Source organism: Collinsella aerofaciens, assembly GCF_039758815.1.
In the GTDB taxonomy this organism is placed as follows: Bacteria; Actinomycetota; Coriobacteriia; order Coriobacteriales; family Coriobacteriaceae; genus Collinsella; species Collinsella aerofaciens_BP.
The window spans coordinates 16,921-33,332 of sequence record NZ_JBDMSK010000017.1 but is presented as its reverse complement, the minus strand read 5'-3'; the positions used below and the strand labels follow the sequence as shown (position 1 = coordinate 33,332).

At 61.6% G+C, this 16,412-nt stretch carries 16 protein-coding genes; 15 read left to right on the top strand and 1 reads right to left on the bottom strand.

Annotated elements, in window-relative coordinates:
* The first annotated feature begins 229 nt into the window (after positions 1–229).
* The 11 genes from ABHT90_RS07790 (at position 230) to prfA (ending at position 12,959) form a co-directional block, all read left to right on the top strand.
* The gene (locus ABHT90_RS07790) at positions 230–1,687 is read left to right on the top strand and encodes an SLC13 family permease (protein ID WP_346978707.1); all 1,458 of its coding nucleotides are present in this window, start codon (positions 230–232) and stop codon (positions 1,685–1,687) included.
* Positions 1,688–1,830: 143 nt separating this feature from the next.
* The gene (locus tag ABHT90_RS07785) at positions 1,831–3,318 is read left to right on the top strand and encodes a UbiD family decarboxylase (protein WP_117582984.1); all 1,488 of its coding nucleotides are present in this window, start codon (positions 1,831–1,833) and stop codon (positions 3,316–3,318) included.
* A gap of 33 nt (positions 3,319–3,351) precedes the next feature.
* Positions 3,352–3,930, top strand: coding sequence for a UbiX family flavin prenyltransferase (locus ABHT90_RS07780; RefSeq protein ID WP_346978706.1), 579 nt, complete (start codon positions 3,352–3,354; stop codon positions 3,928–3,930).
* Positions 3,931–4,022: 92 nt separating this feature from the next.
* On the top strand, positions 4,023–4,886 hold the full coding sequence (locus tag ABHT90_RS07775; protein WP_346978705.1) for a MerR family transcriptional regulator: 864 nt from the start codon (positions 4,023–4,025) through the stop codon (positions 4,884–4,886).
* Between the two features lie 201 nt (positions 4,887–5,087).
* The gene (locus ABHT90_RS07770; RefSeq protein WP_346978704.1) at positions 5,088–5,957 is read left to right on the top strand and encodes a hypothetical protein; all 870 of its coding nucleotides are present in this window, start codon (positions 5,088–5,090) and stop codon (positions 5,955–5,957) included.
* Between the two features lie 79 nt (positions 5,958–6,036).
* Positions 6,037–6,930: an aldose 1-epimerase family protein gene (locus ABHT90_RS07765; RefSeq protein WP_346978702.1), complete on the top strand. Its 894-nt coding sequence runs from the start codon at positions 6,037–6,039 to the stop codon at positions 6,928–6,930.
* Positions 6,931–7,208: 278 nt separating this feature from the next.
* Positions 7,209–8,135: a transporter substrate-binding domain-containing protein gene (locus tag ABHT90_RS07760; RefSeq protein WP_346978701.1), complete on the top strand. Its 927-nt coding sequence runs from the start codon at positions 7,209–7,211 to the stop codon at positions 8,133–8,135.
* A 9-nt stretch (positions 8,136–8,144) separates the two neighbouring features.
* Positions 8,145–9,293 carry an amino acid ABC transporter permease gene (locus ABHT90_RS07755; protein ID WP_346978699.1) on the top strand — a complete coding sequence of 383 codons (1,149 nt, stop codon included), beginning with the start codon at positions 8,145–8,147 and terminating at the stop codon, positions 9,291–9,293.
* A gap of 22 nt (positions 9,294–9,315) precedes the next feature.
* A complete protein-coding gene (locus tag ABHT90_RS07750; protein WP_346978698.1) occupies positions 9,316–10,101 on the top strand; it encodes an amino acid ABC transporter ATP-binding protein in 786 nt (261 codons plus the stop codon).
* A 72-nt stretch (positions 10,102–10,173) separates the two neighbouring features.
* Positions 10,174–11,589, top strand: a complete 1,416-nt coding sequence (locus tag ABHT90_RS07745; RefSeq protein ID WP_346982134.1) for a M20/M25/M40 family metallo-hydrolase — start codon at positions 10,174–10,176, stop codon at positions 11,587–11,589.
* A 302-nt stretch (positions 11,590–11,891) separates the two neighbouring features.
* Positions 11,892–12,959: a peptide chain release factor 1 gene (gene prfA / locus ABHT90_RS07740; RefSeq protein WP_346978695.1), complete on the top strand. Its 1,068-nt coding sequence runs from the start codon at positions 11,892–11,894 to the stop codon at positions 12,957–12,959.
* 247 nt (positions 12,960–13,206) lie between these two features.
* On the opposite strand, the gene ABHT90_RS07735 is transcribed toward prfA, so the two are convergent.
* Positions 13,207–13,533 carry a hypothetical protein gene (locus ABHT90_RS07735; RefSeq protein ID WP_346982133.1) on the bottom strand — a complete coding sequence of 109 codons (327 nt, stop codon included), beginning with the start codon at positions 13,531–13,533 and terminating at the stop codon, positions 13,207–13,209.
* Between the two features lie 36 nt (positions 13,534–13,569).
* On the opposite strand from ABHT90_RS07735, the gene ABHT90_RS07730 reads away from it, so the two are divergent.
* The 4 genes from ABHT90_RS07730 to ABHT90_RS07720 all read left to right on the top strand — a co-directional run bounded on the left by ABHT90_RS07730 (position 13,570) and on the right by ABHT90_RS07720 (position 16,410).
* On the top strand, positions 13,570–14,820 hold the full coding sequence (locus ABHT90_RS07730; protein WP_346982131.1) for a N5-glutamine methyltransferase family protein: 1,251 nt from the start codon (positions 13,570–13,572) through the stop codon (positions 14,818–14,820).
* 68 nt (positions 14,821–14,888) lie between these two features.
* Positions 14,889–15,074, top strand: a complete 186-nt coding sequence (locus ABHT90_RS10020; RefSeq protein ID WP_368156890.1) for a type II toxin-antitoxin system HicA family toxin — start codon at positions 14,889–14,891, stop codon at positions 15,072–15,074.
* The gene (locus ABHT90_RS07725) at positions 15,041–15,532 is read left to right on the top strand and encodes a type II toxin-antitoxin system HicB family antitoxin (RefSeq protein ID WP_346978691.1); all 492 of its coding nucleotides are present in this window, start codon (positions 15,041–15,043) and stop codon (positions 15,530–15,532) included. The genes ABHT90_RS10020 and ABHT90_RS07725 overlap by 34 nt, the downstream gene beginning before the upstream one ends.
* Positions 15,533–15,666: 134 nt before the next feature.
* Positions 15,667–16,410 (top strand): L-threonylcarbamoyladenylate synthase, encoded by a 744-nt coding sequence (locus tag ABHT90_RS07720; protein WP_346978690.1) that lies wholly within the window; start codon positions 15,667–15,669, stop codon positions 16,408–16,410.
* Positions 16,411–16,412 lie beyond the last annotated feature (2 nt).

The following is a 16,412-nucleotide window of genomic DNA, read 5'->3' as shown; positions in this document are numbered from 1 at the left end:
TTGCCATATCCAAACCGTCACAACATTCGATGAAAATCTCGAAAACGAGGAAAAGCGTCGAATGATGTGATGGTTTTTTGTCCAGGGGATCGCTTCTCATCCAAAAAATCCCGCTTGACTGTATTGCAACAACACAGCGCAACGTAAGGGGTGTCCGATAACGGGCGCCCCTTTTTAAGTGGCAACGTGGCCGCGAATCCGGAGCGCCCCCAACAAGAAAGGTGGGGAGATGGAAGCGGAAAAGAAGGCGTTTAAGATCACCAAGCGCGAAATTGGCTTTGTGCTGGGTATCGTTGTCTTTTTGCTGGTGAAGTTTCTTCCTTTGGCGGAGCTGAGCTCGACGGTCGAGCTTACGGTCGGCGGTCAGACCTGTCTGGCGTTGACGCTCGCCACGGTGGTGTTCTGGGCGTGTGGCGTGGCACAGCCGGGCTTTGTGGGCCTGCTCTATTGCGCGCTGCTCGTTCTGTTCAAGGTGTGCGTGGACGACACGGGTGCCGCGAGCATCTCGGCGACGGTCGCCTCCACGTTTAGCTCGTGGACCAAAGCCACCATGTGGCTCGTCATCGGCGCCTACCTCATCGCCAGCGCGGTCAAGGAGTCGGGCCTGGGCGAGCGCATCGCCTATGCGTTTATGCTCAAGTTCGTGCGCGATGCCAAGTCGCTCATCATCTCAATCTTCGCGCTCACCTTTGTGCTGTCGCTGCTGATCCCGCATCCGTTCCCCCGCGCCTTCCTCATCCTCGCCGTCGTCTCGGTCATCGCCGAGTCCGCCGGCTACGGTGACGATGACCGCGGCAAGCTCGGATTCCTCGTGTTTGCCGCTGCCGCCCCGGGTTCCATGTTCTTCCTGACGGGCGACTCCACGCTCAACCCGCTTGTTGCGCAGTACAGCGCCGAGGCCGGCGGCATGAGCCCGTCCTTTATCGACTGGTTCCTGTACATGAGCGTGCCCATGCTGGTTGCGCTGCTGTGTACCCTGTTCTTGGGCCTCTTCCTCTTTAAGCCCAGCAAGGAGCTCGTCTACGATCGCGAGCGGATCGTGGCCAAGCAGGCCGCGCTCGGTAAGCTCTCCGTCAAGGAGATCCGCACCATCGTGTGGCTTGTCATCGCCATCGCGCTGTGGCTCACCGTCTCGGGCGATTACATCGGCTGGGTGACACTTGCCATCGGTGTCGCGCTCGCCATGCCCATCATCGGCGAGGTCCTTACCCCCGCCAGCTGGAACGCTGTCGACATCAAGTCCCTCATGTTCCTGACGGCCGCCATGGCCGTGGGTTCCGTGGGCGGTGCCACCGGCATGAACGCCTGGATCGCCGATGTCGTGCTTCCCAGCTCCGTGCCCGAGAACATCTTCCTGTTCGCCCTGCTTGTCGCCGCGCTCTCCATGATCATCCACATGTTCATGGGCTCGGTCATGGCCGTGCTCGGCGTGTGCGTGCCGGCGTTCATCAGCTTCGCGGCCGGCTCCAGCGTGAGCCCGCTCGCCGTGGCGCTCATCGTCTTCACGTCCATCAACATCCACTACATCCTGCCGTTCCACAACCTGCCGATCCTTATCGGCGAGGGCAAGGACGCCGGCGGCTACACCTCCAAAGAGGCTATGCGCATGGGCATTCCCCTCACTGCGGTCGTCTTTATCGTCGTGCTGGTCGAGGCCGCCTGGTTCCACCTCTTTGGCCTGATGTAAGCGGTCGAGCGCTTGGGCTGTAAGCAGCCGAGTGCTCGAACTGCGAGTGGCCGAGCGTCCCATCTATGAGCGCCGCGGCCCCACTACGTTACCCAGCCCGGCGGCATCCTCGCCGCCGGGCACTCTCCCGAAAGGAGCACGCTATGTCCACTACCGATGCTTCCCAGATCCACGACCTGCGCTCCGCACTCGACTTTTTGCGCAAGATGCCGGGCCAGCTGCTCGAGACCGACACCCAGGTCGATCCCGATGCCGAGGTTTCGGGCGTCTATCGCCACGTCGGTGCCGGCGGCACCGTTATGCGTCCGACCAAAGAGGGTCCGGCGATGGTCTTCAACAACGTCAAGGGCTTTGACGACGCCAAGGTCTGCATCGGCATGCTTGCCAGCCGCAAGCGCGTTGCCGCCCTGCTCGACCTGGATGAGGAGCACCTGGGCCTCGAGATCGGTAAGCGCTTCGAGAACCTGATCGCGCCCGAGCAGATCGCCGAGGGTGCGCACGTCGACTGCCAAGAGGTCGTGTACAAGGCGACCGACGAGGGCTTTGACCTGCGCAAGATCGTTCCCGCTCCTACCAACACGCCCGTCGACGGCGGCCCCTACATCACCATGGGCCTCGCCTACGGCACGAGCCCCGACGGCTCCCAGTCCGACGTGACCATCCACCGTTTCTCCTGCGTCGACAAGGACAAGCTCGCCATGTGGATTACCCCCGGCAGCCGTCACCTGGGCGCGTTCTTTGACGAGTACTGCCAGCGTGGCGAGGATATGCCCATCTCCATCTCCATCGGTTTGGACCCCGCCGTGTACATGTGCTGCGGTTTTGAGGCTCCCACCACACCGCTCGGCTTCAACGAGCTGCAAATTGCCGGCGCCCTGCGCGGCCACGCTGTCGAGCTTGCCGACTGCGTCACCGTTCCGCAGAAGTGCATCGCCAATGCCGAGTACGTGCTCGAGGGCTACCTCATGCACGACGAGACCATCAACGAGGACGTCAACGGCCACGGCTACGCCATGCCCGAGTTCCCCGGCTACACCGGCGGCGCCAAGGTCTGCCCGGTGATCAAGATCACCGCCGTCACCACGCGCGTCAATCCCATCATGGAGAGCTGCATCGGCCCTTCGCACGAGCACGTTTCCATGGCCGGCATCCCCACCGAGGCTTCCATCTACAAGATGGTCGAGACCGCCATCCCGGGCCGCCTGCTCAACGTCCACGCTGCCCCCTGCGGCGGCGGCAAGTTCGTTGCCATCATGCAGTTTAAGAAGTCGAGCAAAAATGACGAGGGCCGTCAGCGCAACGCCGCCATGCTCGCCTTCTCGGCATTCTCCGAGCTCAAGCACGTCATCCTTGTTGACGAGGATGTCGATATCTTCGATATGAGCGACGTGATGTGGGCCATGACCACGCGCTTCCAGGCCGACGTCGACCTCATCACCATCCCCGGCTGCCACTGCCACGTGCTCGACCCGTCCAACGACCCCGCGTTCGACCCCACGATTCGCGAGCACGGCATCGCCTGCAAGGCCATCTTCGACTGCACGGTCCCGTTCGACCTCAAGAAGAACTTCATTCGCTCGCAGTTCATGGAGATCGACACAGACAAGTGGGCCAAGGAGATTGCTTTCTAGTAAGTAGCCCTACCAAGTAGTTAAGGAGCCGTCATGCCTGAGTCTTCTGTCCGTCCCCGTCGCATTGTCGTTGGCGTGTCTGGCGCCAGCGGTGTCGCGCTGGGCCTTGAGTGCCTCAAATGCCTGCGTCAGGCCGGTGCCGAGTCGGCGCTTGTCGTCACGCGCGGGGGAGAGATTACCATCGAGCAGGAGCTCGGCATGACGCTCGACGAGTTTGCGTGCCATGCCGATGTGGTCTACGACAACAAGAACATCGGCGCCGCCATCGCAAGCGGCACCTATCCGGTCGACGGCATGATCGTGGCGCCCTGCTCCATGAAGACGCTCGCCGGCATCGCGAGCGGCTACAGTGAAAACCTGTTGCTGCGCGCGGCCGATGTTCAGATGAAAGAGCAGCGCCGCCTGGTGCTCATGGTGCGCGAGACGCCCTTCAGCGCCATTCATGTCGACAACATGGCGCGCCTTGCGCGCGTACCGGGCGTCATGCTCATGCCGCCCATGCTCACGTTTTACAACGGCCCCGCCACGCTCGATGACGCGGTGCACCACATCGCCGCCAAGGCGCTCGAGGCCGTCGGCGTGTCATGCGCAAACTATAAGCGCTGGTCATAGGCGTCTTTAGGGTAGGATACGAGTAGTGTTTGAGCCCGCTGCCCCTGTGGGCGGCGGGCTTTGTGCGCAAAAAGGATGTGTCGGGAGGACCTATGCAGACGGGCATGTATGCGATTAGCGAGATGGCGAGTTTGTTTAACGTTTCGCGCCAAACGCTCATCTACTACGACAAGATCGGCCTGTTTAAGCCCGCCGTGGTTAACGAAAAAGGCTACCGTTTCTATTCGCCCACGCAGATCCCGCTCATGCGTCTGATCTGCATGCTGCGCGACCTAGGGCTCGAACTCGATGAGATCGACCGCCTAGCCTCGACGTTCGACATTAGCGAGATGACCGACCACCTGCGCTCGCGGGTGCAGGCGCTCGACGAGCAGATTGCCGGGCTCAAAGCCGAGCGTGCGAGCGTGCAGGAGCGTCTGAGCTTTTACGACGAGGCAGTTTACTGGCGCGAGCGGGAGGGCAAGCCGGAGCTCAAGCAGTTCGAGCGCCGCTACGTGGTCTTTGAGGAGTTCCCGGGCGATATCGAGCGTGGCCGCTCGATGCTTCATCCCACGCTCATGCGGGTGATTTTGCGCATGCGTGCGTTGACGGGCACGCGCCCCATGCGTGGCTGGGGCGCCATGCTGCGTCGCGAGGCGCTGCATTCCGACGACCCCATTGCCGGTGCCGGCTCCTTTGCCGTGCTGCCGCGCGGTGCCGAGGAACTGCTGCCGAGCGATCCCGCCGAGCTGGCAGAGATCGGCATCGAAGTGCTGCCCGAGGGCACATACCTGTGCATGAGCCGCTGGGGCATGCCGTACGAACCCGAGGGCATCCGCGCCGTCGTGGCCTGCATGGACAAGCACGCGCTCCGGCCTATCGGCAACGCTTTCGACTTTTGCTACCTCGATACCACGAGCTACGACGAGTCCCACCAAGAGGACTTCTGCTGCATCCAAATCCCCGTCGCCCTCTAGATGTGACAAGGGGACTGCTCCTTCGTCACATTCGTGGTGTGGCTGCTGCCCAAACCGTCACAACATTCGATGAAAATCTCGAAAACGAGGAAAAGCGTCGAATGTTGTGACGCTTTTCCTGTCTGTGCCGGCGAGCTCCCGTGCCATCTGGGGGTATAAGGCTGGCAAATGTTTATTTGCGAGGCTTAAGGGGCGCCCCGTATGGATATCGATAACTTTGAATGGTGGTATAGCGAGGGCGAGGCTCCGGACGAGGAGTGGGACGCGCCCGCGCCGCGTGACGTGTCGAGCGACGAGGACGAGGCCGGCAACGATGCTGCTGTCGAGCCTGACGCCGCCTCCGATGCCGCCGAGCCCCTGACCTTTGAGCAGGCTTGGGCCCAAGCCGAGGCCGATGAAGCTAAGGCCGATGCCACGGCCACACTCGGTGAGCCGGCGGACATGTCCATCTCGCCGGCCAAGATCCCGCAGCCGCGCCATAACATCGACCCCGGCAGTACGGCATCCTTCAGCATTCTCGACGTGCCCTCGCAGGGTGCCCAAGCACCCGCGCCCACACGTCGCCCCGACCTGGCTCGCGAGGAGGACGCGGGCCGTCGCTCTCCGCTCGGCCCCATCCTCATCGCCTTCATGGCCGGCGTTATCGCATGCTCGGTAATTGGAAACGTCTGGAGCCATGTTGAACAACAACGAAAAGACGCCGCCAAGGTCGAGATGTCCGTCGAACAATCGCTCAGCCGCACGCGCTCGGTGCATGTATCGGTCGAGGTCAAGGACGGTGCGACATGGGACACCGCCCGCGGCGATAGTCAGATGCTCATCCACATCGTGGGCCGCACGCTCAGGGGGCAGGCGATTGACGAGTATCAATATGTCAACTCCGCTGGCGACGGCATCGAACTCAAGCCCGGCGACTACGAGCTCACGGTCGACGAGCCGCCCGTCGCCACCGATGGCACGCGCTTCCGCGCCTCAAAGCGCATGGTTCCCGTGAGCTTTAACTCGCAGGCGCCCGATACGGTCGACAGCACACCGCAGGGCGGATTCGACCTTTACGCAATCGCTCAATAACTGCGCCTGCCGCCTCACCTTGCCGCCAAGAGTGGCACAATAGCCCTCGACACTATTGTTTACTTTTGGAGGAAGTAGCATGTCCACCGTCACCACCATCAAGCGCGGCGGCCTCACCGCGGCCATCGATTCCATGGGAGCCCAGCTCACGAGCCTTGCCCTCGACGGCAACGAGTATCTGTGGCAGGGCGACCCGGCCTTTTGGGGCAAGCACGCGCCCATTCTGTTCCCCATCGTGGGATCGCTGCGCAACAACACAGCGACGTCTGCGGCTGGCACCTGCGAGATGCCGCGTCATGGCCTCGCGCGCATCGTCGAGCACAAGCTGGTCGAGGTCTCCGAGGACGGCTCGTCCGTCACCTACGAGATCACCGATACGCCCGAGTCGCTCAAGGCTTTCCCGTTCCACTTTAAGCTCAACATGACCTATGCCCTGACCGGCGACGCCACCCTTACGCAGACCTTTGCCGTCACCAATACCGGCGACGTGGACCTGCCGTTCTCGGTGGGCGGTCACCCTGCATTTAACGTGCCGGCTCCCGGTGCCGAGGACGAGACGTTCGAGGATTACGAGCTGGCATTTACCGAGGCTTGGACCAACGAGGCCCCCATCATCACGCCCGATGGCCTCATGACGTTCGAGGGTAGCTACAAGGCGCCCGATAGCTCTGACGTGCTGCCCATCACGCACCGCAGCTTCGATAACGATGCCATCATGTTCACCGATACCCCGGGCTCCACGCTCACGCTGCGTGGCCGCAAGTCGGGCCACGGCGTCAAGATCGACTTTGAGGGCTTTAAGTACATCGGCGTGTGGTCTGCCGCCAACGACGCCCCGTTTGTGGCGCTCGAGCCCTGGACCGGTCACACCACCATGGACACCGAGGACGACGTCTTTGAGCACAAGGTCAACACCATTACGCTGGCGCCGGGCGAGACGGACGTCCGCAGCTTTAGCGTCACTTTGCTCTAGAGGTTCCGCCATTCTGACGAACGGCGGACCAGTCGACGCTGCGCGCCACCCGGAGCGACAATTTGTCATTCAAAAGGCACGGCATGACCAGAAGGTCTATGCCGTGCCTTTTTCATGCCAACTTGTTCGCTCTGGGTGGCGCTCGCTGGCATTGTCAAAACATCGACGTTCCCAATGACTACCGTGTGTCTATTAATTTTTCGAGCTTGTGCTGCGCTGCTGGTCGCTGGCGTATCCTGTTAAGTCGTCAGCATACGATTCAACAGGGAAGGCAGATTATGCATTCTCCCCAACAGCGCGGCATGCAGACCCAGCCGGTATGCAGCCGTCGCATCTTTTTGGGTAGCGCTCTCGCTGCGAGCGCTTCCGTCGTCGCCGGCGCGCTCGCCGGCTGTCAGCGTCCGTCCACGCTCAAGGTGGTTCAGCCCACGACGGGCGGCGGTCGCGACGACCTGTCCGATTCCGTGATCGGCAAGGACAAGATCCGCATTGGCATGGAGGCGGCCTACGCCCCGTACAACTGGCAGGTTTCCGAAGCCAGTGAGTACACCATCCCCATCGACAACGTGCAGGGCGCCTATGCCGATGGCTACGACGTACAGATCGCCAAGATCGTCTGCAAGGCCCTCGGTGGCGAGCCCGTTGCCGTCAAGCAGAGTTTCTCGGGCCTTATCGATTCGCTCAACAACGGCCAGATCGACCTCATTATTGCCGGCATGAGCACCACGCCCGAGCGCGAGGAGTCCGTCGGCTTTTCCGATCCGTACTTTATCGGCTACTTTGGCCTGTTCGTAAAAGAGGGCTCGCCCTACCAAAGCGCGACCAAGCTCAGCGACTTTAGCGGCGCCACGGTGCTCGGCCAAAAGGACACGATGCTCGACACCGTCATCGACGAGATCCCGGGCGTCGTTCACAAGAATCCGGTCGATTCGGTGCCCACGGTGTTTTCGAACCTGCTGCAGGGCACCTGCGACGCCGTGACCTACAACACCGAAAACGAGAAGGGCTATATGGCCCAAAACCCGGGCATCGTGCCCATTCGCTTTGCGGAGGGCGAGGGCTTTAAGCAGGAGGTCACGTCAAACGTCGGCTGCCGCAAGGGCTCGGACAAACTGCTTAAGCTCATCGACAAGATACTCAAGGGCATTAGCCAAGAGGAGCGCGACCAAATGTGGGACGCGTGCCTCGATCGTCAGCCGGCATAGGGAGGCAGCATGAAAACCATCAATCGTCTGGCCTCCTTTATCAAGGCCGACCATCGCTATGTATATCTGGGCACGAGTGTTATCGCGGCGCTCGGCCTGGCGTTTAGCCAACGTAACCCCACGCCGCTGAGCTTCTTGGCGCCCACCGGAATCTTCCAGGACTGCCTTTGGGCGATTCTTTGGGCTTGGCTCGTCGTGTCGGCGGCGGCGCTGGTCACCAAACTCATGCACTGGAACGACTATCGCGAAACGTCGCCGTTTGCTTCCGAGCGCTTCCGTCGCGGCGCGCGCCTGGGCAGCTACGTCGTGGTCGCCATCGCGGCGATCTTCTTTGTCGACCGCTGCGTCATGTCATTTATCGACCTGGTGCAAGTGAGCATTGTCTCGGACTCCAACCCCAGCGACTTTTTGTCGAGCCTGGTCTACATGACCTACAAGAGCGGCGACTTCTTTATCCGCGGCATCGAGATCACCATCGCACTTGCGACCTTCGGTACCGTCATCGCCTTTTTCCTGGCACTGCTCTTTGTGTTCCTGCGTATTCAGACGTTCGATCGCGTGGACAACGACCTAGTGCGCTTCTTTAAGAGCATCGGCCGCGGCTTTGCGACTGTCTACTCCACCATCGTGCGCGGCACGCCCATGATGGTTCAGGGCCTGCTCATCTATTACGCGGGCTTCACCGTTTTGCGCGGCATGGGCTTCGAGACCGCCCAGGCCAACCAGATCTGGAGTACCTTCACCGCCGGCCTTGTCACCATCTCGCTCAACTCCACCGCCTACATGATGGAGGTCCTGCGCGGCGGTATCGAGTCCATCGATCCCGGCCAGGCCGAGGCGGCGCGCTCGCTGGGTCTGTCGCAGTGGCAGGCCATGCGCAAGGTCGTGTTCCCCCAGGGTATTAAAAACGCGATCCCCGCACTCACCAACGAGCTCATCATCAACATCAAGGACTCGTCGGTGCTTTCGGTCATCGGCGTGTTCGACCTCATGTACGCCACCACCACTGTCGCCGGCGTGTACTACCGCCAGATGGAGGTCTACTGCGTGGCGCTCGTGGTTTACCTGATCCTGACGCTCGTGGCGAGCCGCCTGCTCGAGGCCTTTGGCAAAAAGCTCGGCGCCGAGGCCCCGGCAACGCTGCCCAGCTCCAACTAGGCTCAAGACGAGGAGAATCATCATGGCAGATACCGCCACTACTGGCACCGCGGCCGCCGCACAGACCAATGAGCCGCTCATCCGCGTCGAGGGCCTGCGCAAGAGCTTCGGCTCGCTCGAGGTGCTCAAGGGCATCGACCTGTCCGTTAACCCCGGCGAGGTCGTTACCATTATCGGCGCCTCGGGCTCGGGCAAGTCGACCTTCCTGCGCTGCCTCAACTTGCTCGAGACCCCGGACGCGGGCCATATCTGGTTTCACGGCCAGGACCTTACGGCCGAGCGCTGCAATATCAATAAACTCCGCGAGGACATCGGCATGGTGTTCCAGGGCTTTAACCTGTTCAACAACATGGACGTGCTCGACAACTGCACGCTTGCGCCCGTCACGCTCAAAAAGATGAGCAAGGCCGAGGCCGAGAAGGTCGCGATGGAGCATCTGACGAGCGTGGGGCTCGAGAAGTTCGCGCATGCCGCCGTGGGTCGCCTGTCCGGTGGCCAAAAGCAGCGCGTGGCCATCGCGCGCGCCCTGTGTATGAATCCGCAGATCATGCTGTTTGACGAGCCGACCTCCGCACTCGACCCCGAGATCGTGGGCGAGGTACTCGAGGTCATGCGCAAGCTCGCTGCCGACGGCATGACTATGGTCGTCGTCACGCACGAGATGGCCTTTGCCCGAACCGTGTCCGACCGCGTGATCTTTATGGATAAGGGCGTGGTGCTCGAGGATGCCGCGCCGGCCGAGCTCTTCGGCAACCCCAAACACCAGCGCACTCGCGAGTTCCTCTCTCGCTATCTCGAGGACAAATAACCGACCGCAAACGCTTGCGTTGCAGGGCCGCTCCCGTGGGGCGGCCTTTGTCGTCACAATCGAAAGGATGGCATGGCCGAGGTTTGGCACTTCTTTGCGCATGAGGACGATTTTGCCGATATAGACGAGGCAGGCGCGTGCGAGCGCTTGGGCCGCGTGCTGTCGTTTCCGACCATCTCGAGCATGGATGCCGAGGCGGTGGACTGGCAGCCCTTCGACGACCTGCGCGCCTATATGCAGCAGGCCTGGCCGCACGTATTTGCGGCGGGCGAGGTCGAGCTTATCGACCATTCGCTGTTGGTGACACTTAGCGGTTCCGACCCTGCCCTCAAACCCGTCATGCTCATGGGCCACATGGACGTGGTCCCCGTGGTGCCCGGTACCGAGGCCGACTGGACGCATGCCCCCTTTAGCGGGCACGTGGACGACACCTATATCTGGGGCCGCGGCGCGATCGACATGAAGGACCAGGTCGCAGGTATTCTCGAGGCTGTCGAGTATGCGCTGGCGCACGGCTGGCAGCACGAGCGCACGCTGCTCCTGGCCTTTGGCCAGGACGAGGAGACAACGCAGTACGGTGCAGGCGCCATCGGCCGCGCGCTCGAGGAGCGCGGCATTGAGCTTGAGTACCTGATCGACGAGGGCGACTACCGCATCGTTTCGGCTGCCGAGTACAGCGCGGGCGAGGGTTGGCTTATGCATGCCGGCCTCGCGGAGAAGGGCTATGCCGATATCGTGCTCAAGACAAAGAGCGTGGGTGGACATTCTTCCAACCCCTACGGTGGCACATCACTCGAGGTGCTGAGCCGTGCTATCGCCACAATCTGCGATATCGAGTGGCCGACGCGCGTGACCGACTTGCTTGCCGCCCAGCTTGTCGAGTTAGGGCTCTACACGGCCGATGAAATTGCCGCCAACGGGGGCGCCATTGTCCGCGATTGCCTTGCCAGCAAGAAGCTCTATCCGCTGGTGACGACCACCTGCGCGCCCACGCAAATCGAGGGCGGCAGCACCGGCGCCAACGTAATGCCGCAGGATATGTGGGCCAACATTAACTTCCGCATGCTCGAGGGCACGAGCGTGGCCGACGTTGTGGCGCGCTGCCGTGAGGCAATTGCCGCAACGGACCTTGCCGGTCGTGTCGAAGTGGAGCTGGGCCCCGGCAGCTCCGAACCCTCGCCGTCCCCGCGCATCGGTGGTCCCGGCCTCGAGGCGGTTCGCTCCATCGCTGCCCGCTATTTCCGTGATCCAAAGGGGACGGAGGAAAATGGATCATTCGAGCCAGTGGCAATTGTGCCCTCGACCGTGATCGGTGCGACCGACGCTGCCAACTACCAGCACATTTGCCCTGAGTGCATTCGCTTCTCGGCCTTTGTGGTTGATGACGACGAGTGTGATCGCGGCGTCCACGGCACCAACGAGCGCATCACCCGCCGCGCCTACCTCCAGGGCATCCGCTTCCTCGTCGCTCTGCTTCAGACGCTCTAGAATGCGAAAAAGCGACAGTCCCTTTGCTAGCCGTTGGGTAGCCGTTGGGGACGTTCTTAAACGACTAGTCGTTAAGGAACGTCCCCAACGGCTACGTCCACTCATTCCGTGCGGGTTATATGCAGGTTTGCCTGCGCACGCTATCATGTATGGGTTAGACCGCAACTATGTACCCCATACGCGAAGGGATGCGCATGTATCTGAAGATCGACATGTTCTAGCCGGGCTTACCCCCGCAGTGGCGCCGCGCGCCCCATCAACTCTGCCGATTTTCACCTTCACGCATATAAAGGAGTCCCGCCATGCGCGACAAGCTCGAAAAGATCATCAAGGCCTACGAGGAGCTCGAGAAGAAGCTCTCCGACCCGGCCGTCGCCTCCGATATTAAGGAGTTCACGCGTCTCAACAAGGAGTACGCGCACCAGTCCGACCTCATCGCGGCCTCGCGCGAGTACATCGGCGCGCTCGATGACATCGAGGCCGCCAAGGAAATGCTCCGCGACACGACCGACGCGGACGAGAAGGAGATGCTCCAGATGGACATCTCCGAGAACGAGGCCAAGCTCCCCCAGCTCGAGGAAGATATCAAGTACATGCTCATCCCGAGCGACCCCAACGACGACAAGAATACCATCGTCGAGATCCGCTCCGCCGCCGGTGGCGACGAGGCGGCCATCTTTGCCGGCGATCTGTACAAGATGTACCAGCGCTTCTGCGAGTCGCGCGGCTGGAAGACCACCGTGCTCGACTCCAGCCCCAGCGAGGCCGGCGGCTTTAAGTCCATCGAGTTCAAGGTCGAGGGCGACCGCGTCTACTCCGTTATGAAGTTCGAGTCCGGCGTGCACCGTGTCCAGCGCGTCCCCAAGACCGAGTCCCAGGGCCGCATCCAGACCTCCACGGCAACCGTCGCCGTGCTTCCCGAGGCCGAGGAGATCGACGTTCAGATCAACCAGTCCGACCTGCGCATCGACACCTACTGCGCCTCCGGCCCTGGCGGTCAGTGCGTTAACACCACCTACTCCGCCGTGCGCATCACCCACCTGCCCACCAATACCGTGGTGCAGTCGCAGGAGCAGCGTTCCCAGATCCAGAACCGCGAGGTCTGCATGCAGATGCTGCGTGCCCGTCTGTACGAGATGGAACTCGAGAAGCAGCAGGCCGAGCTCGGCGCCGAGCGCCAGAGCCAGATCGGTCACGGCAACCGTTCCGAGAAGATCCGTACCTACAACCAGCCCCAGGACCGCGTGACCGATCATCGTATCGGCTTCAACTCCACCTACAACGGCGTCCTTCTGGGCGATCAGCTCGGCACCGTCATCGAGGCACTTGCCGCCGCCGAGCGAGCCGAGAAGCTGGCACAGGCTGTGTAGTGGGTTACGCGGTTTTACCAAACCGCGTAACAGCTCGACGCTGCAAACGCCCCCAAGCGGCAATCTGACGTTCAATCGTCGGTCGCGTACCAAAGTACGCTTCCCTCCTCTTTCACGTCACCTTGCTCGCTTAGGGGCGTTTTCGCTGTCCGCCCTCTACCTGCGGCGTTGCCTTGCTCCGGATGCGGGGTAGTCATTGGGGACGTTCTTAAATGACTAGGTTTGGTAAATTACTTTTCAAGTTTATTTAATCTGCTTTGTTAGAAATTAAGCTGTCTAACTGCTTAAAGTAATCAGCAGCCTTCATCTGCAATTGAAAATATTGCTCGAAAAATCGTTCAAGAAGTCGCGGGGTGATTTTTACCGCGTCGCGCGTCAAGTGATTTGGCAAGTTCTTGGTTAGATATTGGTCAGTTTTGGGGCAACTTTGCCAAAAGCTTGACGAATGCAGATTTAGACGTCGATGAATGAACATTTCAGGCAGGTTCCAAGCAAAAATCTGGGCTGATTCTCGATAATCGCCTTCAATTGTCCCTTGCCAAGCGCTGGCCTCGCGTACAATCTGCTCCGACATTCGCGCGCCGCCCGGCGCTTAAGAGGGGAGGGCCCCATGGCAAACGAGATTTGGGCCATCAAGCGTTGTCTCGAGTGGACCAAGGAGTATCTGGCCGAGCGCGGCGAGGAGCACCCCCGTCTTTCTGCCGAGTGGCTGCTGTGCGCCGCCACGGGCCTGGCGCGCATTGACCTATATATGCGTATGGACGAGACGCTTAACGCGGCTCAGCTCGAGACCATGCACGCGGCCGTTGTTCGTCGCGCTAAAGGTGAACCGCTGCAGTACATCACCGGCAGCACGCAGTTTCGCATGATCGACGTCGCGTGCGCCCCCGGCGTGCTCATTCCGCGTCCCGAGACCGAGATGCTCGTCGAGGAAGTCCTCAATTATCTGGATGCCGAGGTGCTGAGCCCCGAGGCTGCCGCTCGTCAGCGCGTTGAGCTGCCCTGGAACGATGAGGTTGAGGAGGCACGCAAGGCCGAGGCCGCGCTGGCAGACGAACGCGCGACCGCCGAGCGCCGTGCCGCTAACCTGACGGCCGCCGACGAGGCGGCGCTAGGTGGCGACGTATTGGGCAGCCGCGCCTATGCCGAGGAGCTGGCCGACCGCGAGGCCGAGGAAGCCGCCGCGCAGGCAGCAGAAGCCGAAGCCGCGGAAGCCGCCGAGCCCGAGCTCGACGAATACGGCATCGCCATCGAGGGTGCCGGCCAGGAGACGGCTTCGGCTCAGGATGCCGCTGCGCCTGCCCCAGCCGAGCCCCGTATCGCCCGCGTTCTCGAGGTCGGCTGCGGCACGGGCTGCATCTCGCTCTCCCTTGCCTGGGAGCGCCGCGGCCACGTTACCTGCACCGCCACCGATATCGAGCCACGCGCCATCGATCTGGCCACCAAAAACCGCGACGCGCTCGGCCTCACGGCAGATGAGGTTGCCTTTAGTCTCACCAACCTGGTGAGCTCCATTCCCCGCGAAGAGTGGGGCACCTTCGACGTGCTCGTTTCCAACCCGCCCTACATCCCGACCGGCGTCATGCGCTCGCTGCCGCACGAGGTCAAGGACTTTGAGCCCGACTTGGCGCTCGAGGGCGGTGCCGACGGCCTGGACATCTTCCGCCGCCTGCTCAATGCGGCGCCTTACATGCTGCGCGCCGGCGGCCTGTTTGCCTGCGAGCTCTACGAGGGCGCCCTCGATGCCGCGGCCGAGCTCTGTCGCCAGGCAGGCCTTTCGGACGTGCGTATCGTCCACGACCTCACCGATCGCCCCCGCATCGTCCGAGCCATCGTCACCGAGCCCAAACAGCGCCAGTAATATTTATTAACTGGTTAGCAAAAATTATAAAGTAGTTTATAATTAGGACGGCTGAAAGAGGTCGGCCCATGCAACCTCCTACCTTTCGGGAAATCATTGCCCTACTCAAGCACGATGGATTCGTGAAGGTCGCGCAAGTCGGTAGTCATGCTAAGTATGTTTCTGGTGACCGTGCTGTCACCGTGAACGGCTCTGGTGGTGATCGACCAAAGAAGGGCACGTGGGCAAGTATTCGTCGCCAAGCTGGATGGTAGTTGGAGGCAAAATGAGGCAGCGATTTACCTATGACTGCGTTCTCATAAAAGAAGACGACGGTTACTGCGCCAGCTTCCCGCAGATTCCCGGCGCCTTTGCCGATGGCGATACGCGCGAAGAAGCGATTGCCCATGCCACCGAGGCGCTGATGGCGTTTTTGGCCGACGATCTCAACAACGGTTTGACTCCGGCAGGGTACGAACGCTCGGCCGAGGTCGTGGCCCTTTCAGTCGAAATCGACCACGAGGGCGCTCGGGAAGCGGCGTGCCGCACATTTAAAGACGCAGCACTGGACCTCAAAGTCTCCGCTCCGCGGATCACCGCGCTGGTCAAAGCCGGAAAGCTCGATGTTGAACTCGTCGACGGTCGTCGGATGATAACGATAGACAGCATCGAACGTTACGCCGCCCAAGAACGTCACGCCGGAAGACCAAAGAAGTTCGTAGCTGTCCAATAACCCCCTCACTTTCACCGACTACTAGAGCCGCTCACCAAACCAACATGCGCTCTGGGCAAATAGGTTGAACGTTTCGTGCGAGAATGCCCCACAGTAAACAAACTTGCACTAGAGCGTAAGGGGCTGGCATACACATGCAGACGGTCTATCGGGTATACGAGGGAGCGCGCGAGCCGCATCGGCTTGCAGTCGAGCGCACGGCCGAGCTACTCGGTCGCGGTGGCCTGGCGCTTATTCCAACCGAGACGGTCTACGGTGTCGCCGTGGCGGTCAACGCCTTCTCGGATGCCGTTCCACAAGATACAAGTGAACCTCTGCCGTGGCCGCGCGATCCGCAGGCCACCGTCAACGGCGCCGCGGCCCCCGCCCTCGGTACCGGATATCGTCGCATCTTTACCCTCAAGCAGCGCGAGCTCACCCAAACGGTTGCCTGGCTGGTCGATGATGCCGAGGCACTCGACCGCTATGGCGTGGATATCCCTAACGAGGCCCGCGTGCTCGCCCGACGATGCTGGCCGGGCGCCCTGACTATCGTGGTCAAGGCGGCCCCCTGCGTGCCGACCTTTATGCGCGCCGCCGACGACACGGTGGCACTTCGCGCTTCGGCCTCGCCCGTGGTCCAAGCGCTCATCCGCGCCTGCGGCAGTCCCCTTGCCTGCACGAGCGCCAACACACACGGCGCGCCTTCGCCGGCAAGCTTTGCCGCCGTCGAGGGTCGCATCCTGGAGGGGGTCGATGTGGCTGTCGACGCCGGTGAGACCCCGTGTCGCGACGCCTCAACCATCGTGTCGTTTCAGCACGGCGAGCTCCGGATCCTGCGCCAAGGCGCGCTTCCCGCATCAGAGATCGAACGGGTCCTGTCCGACCCGATGCAATAGAA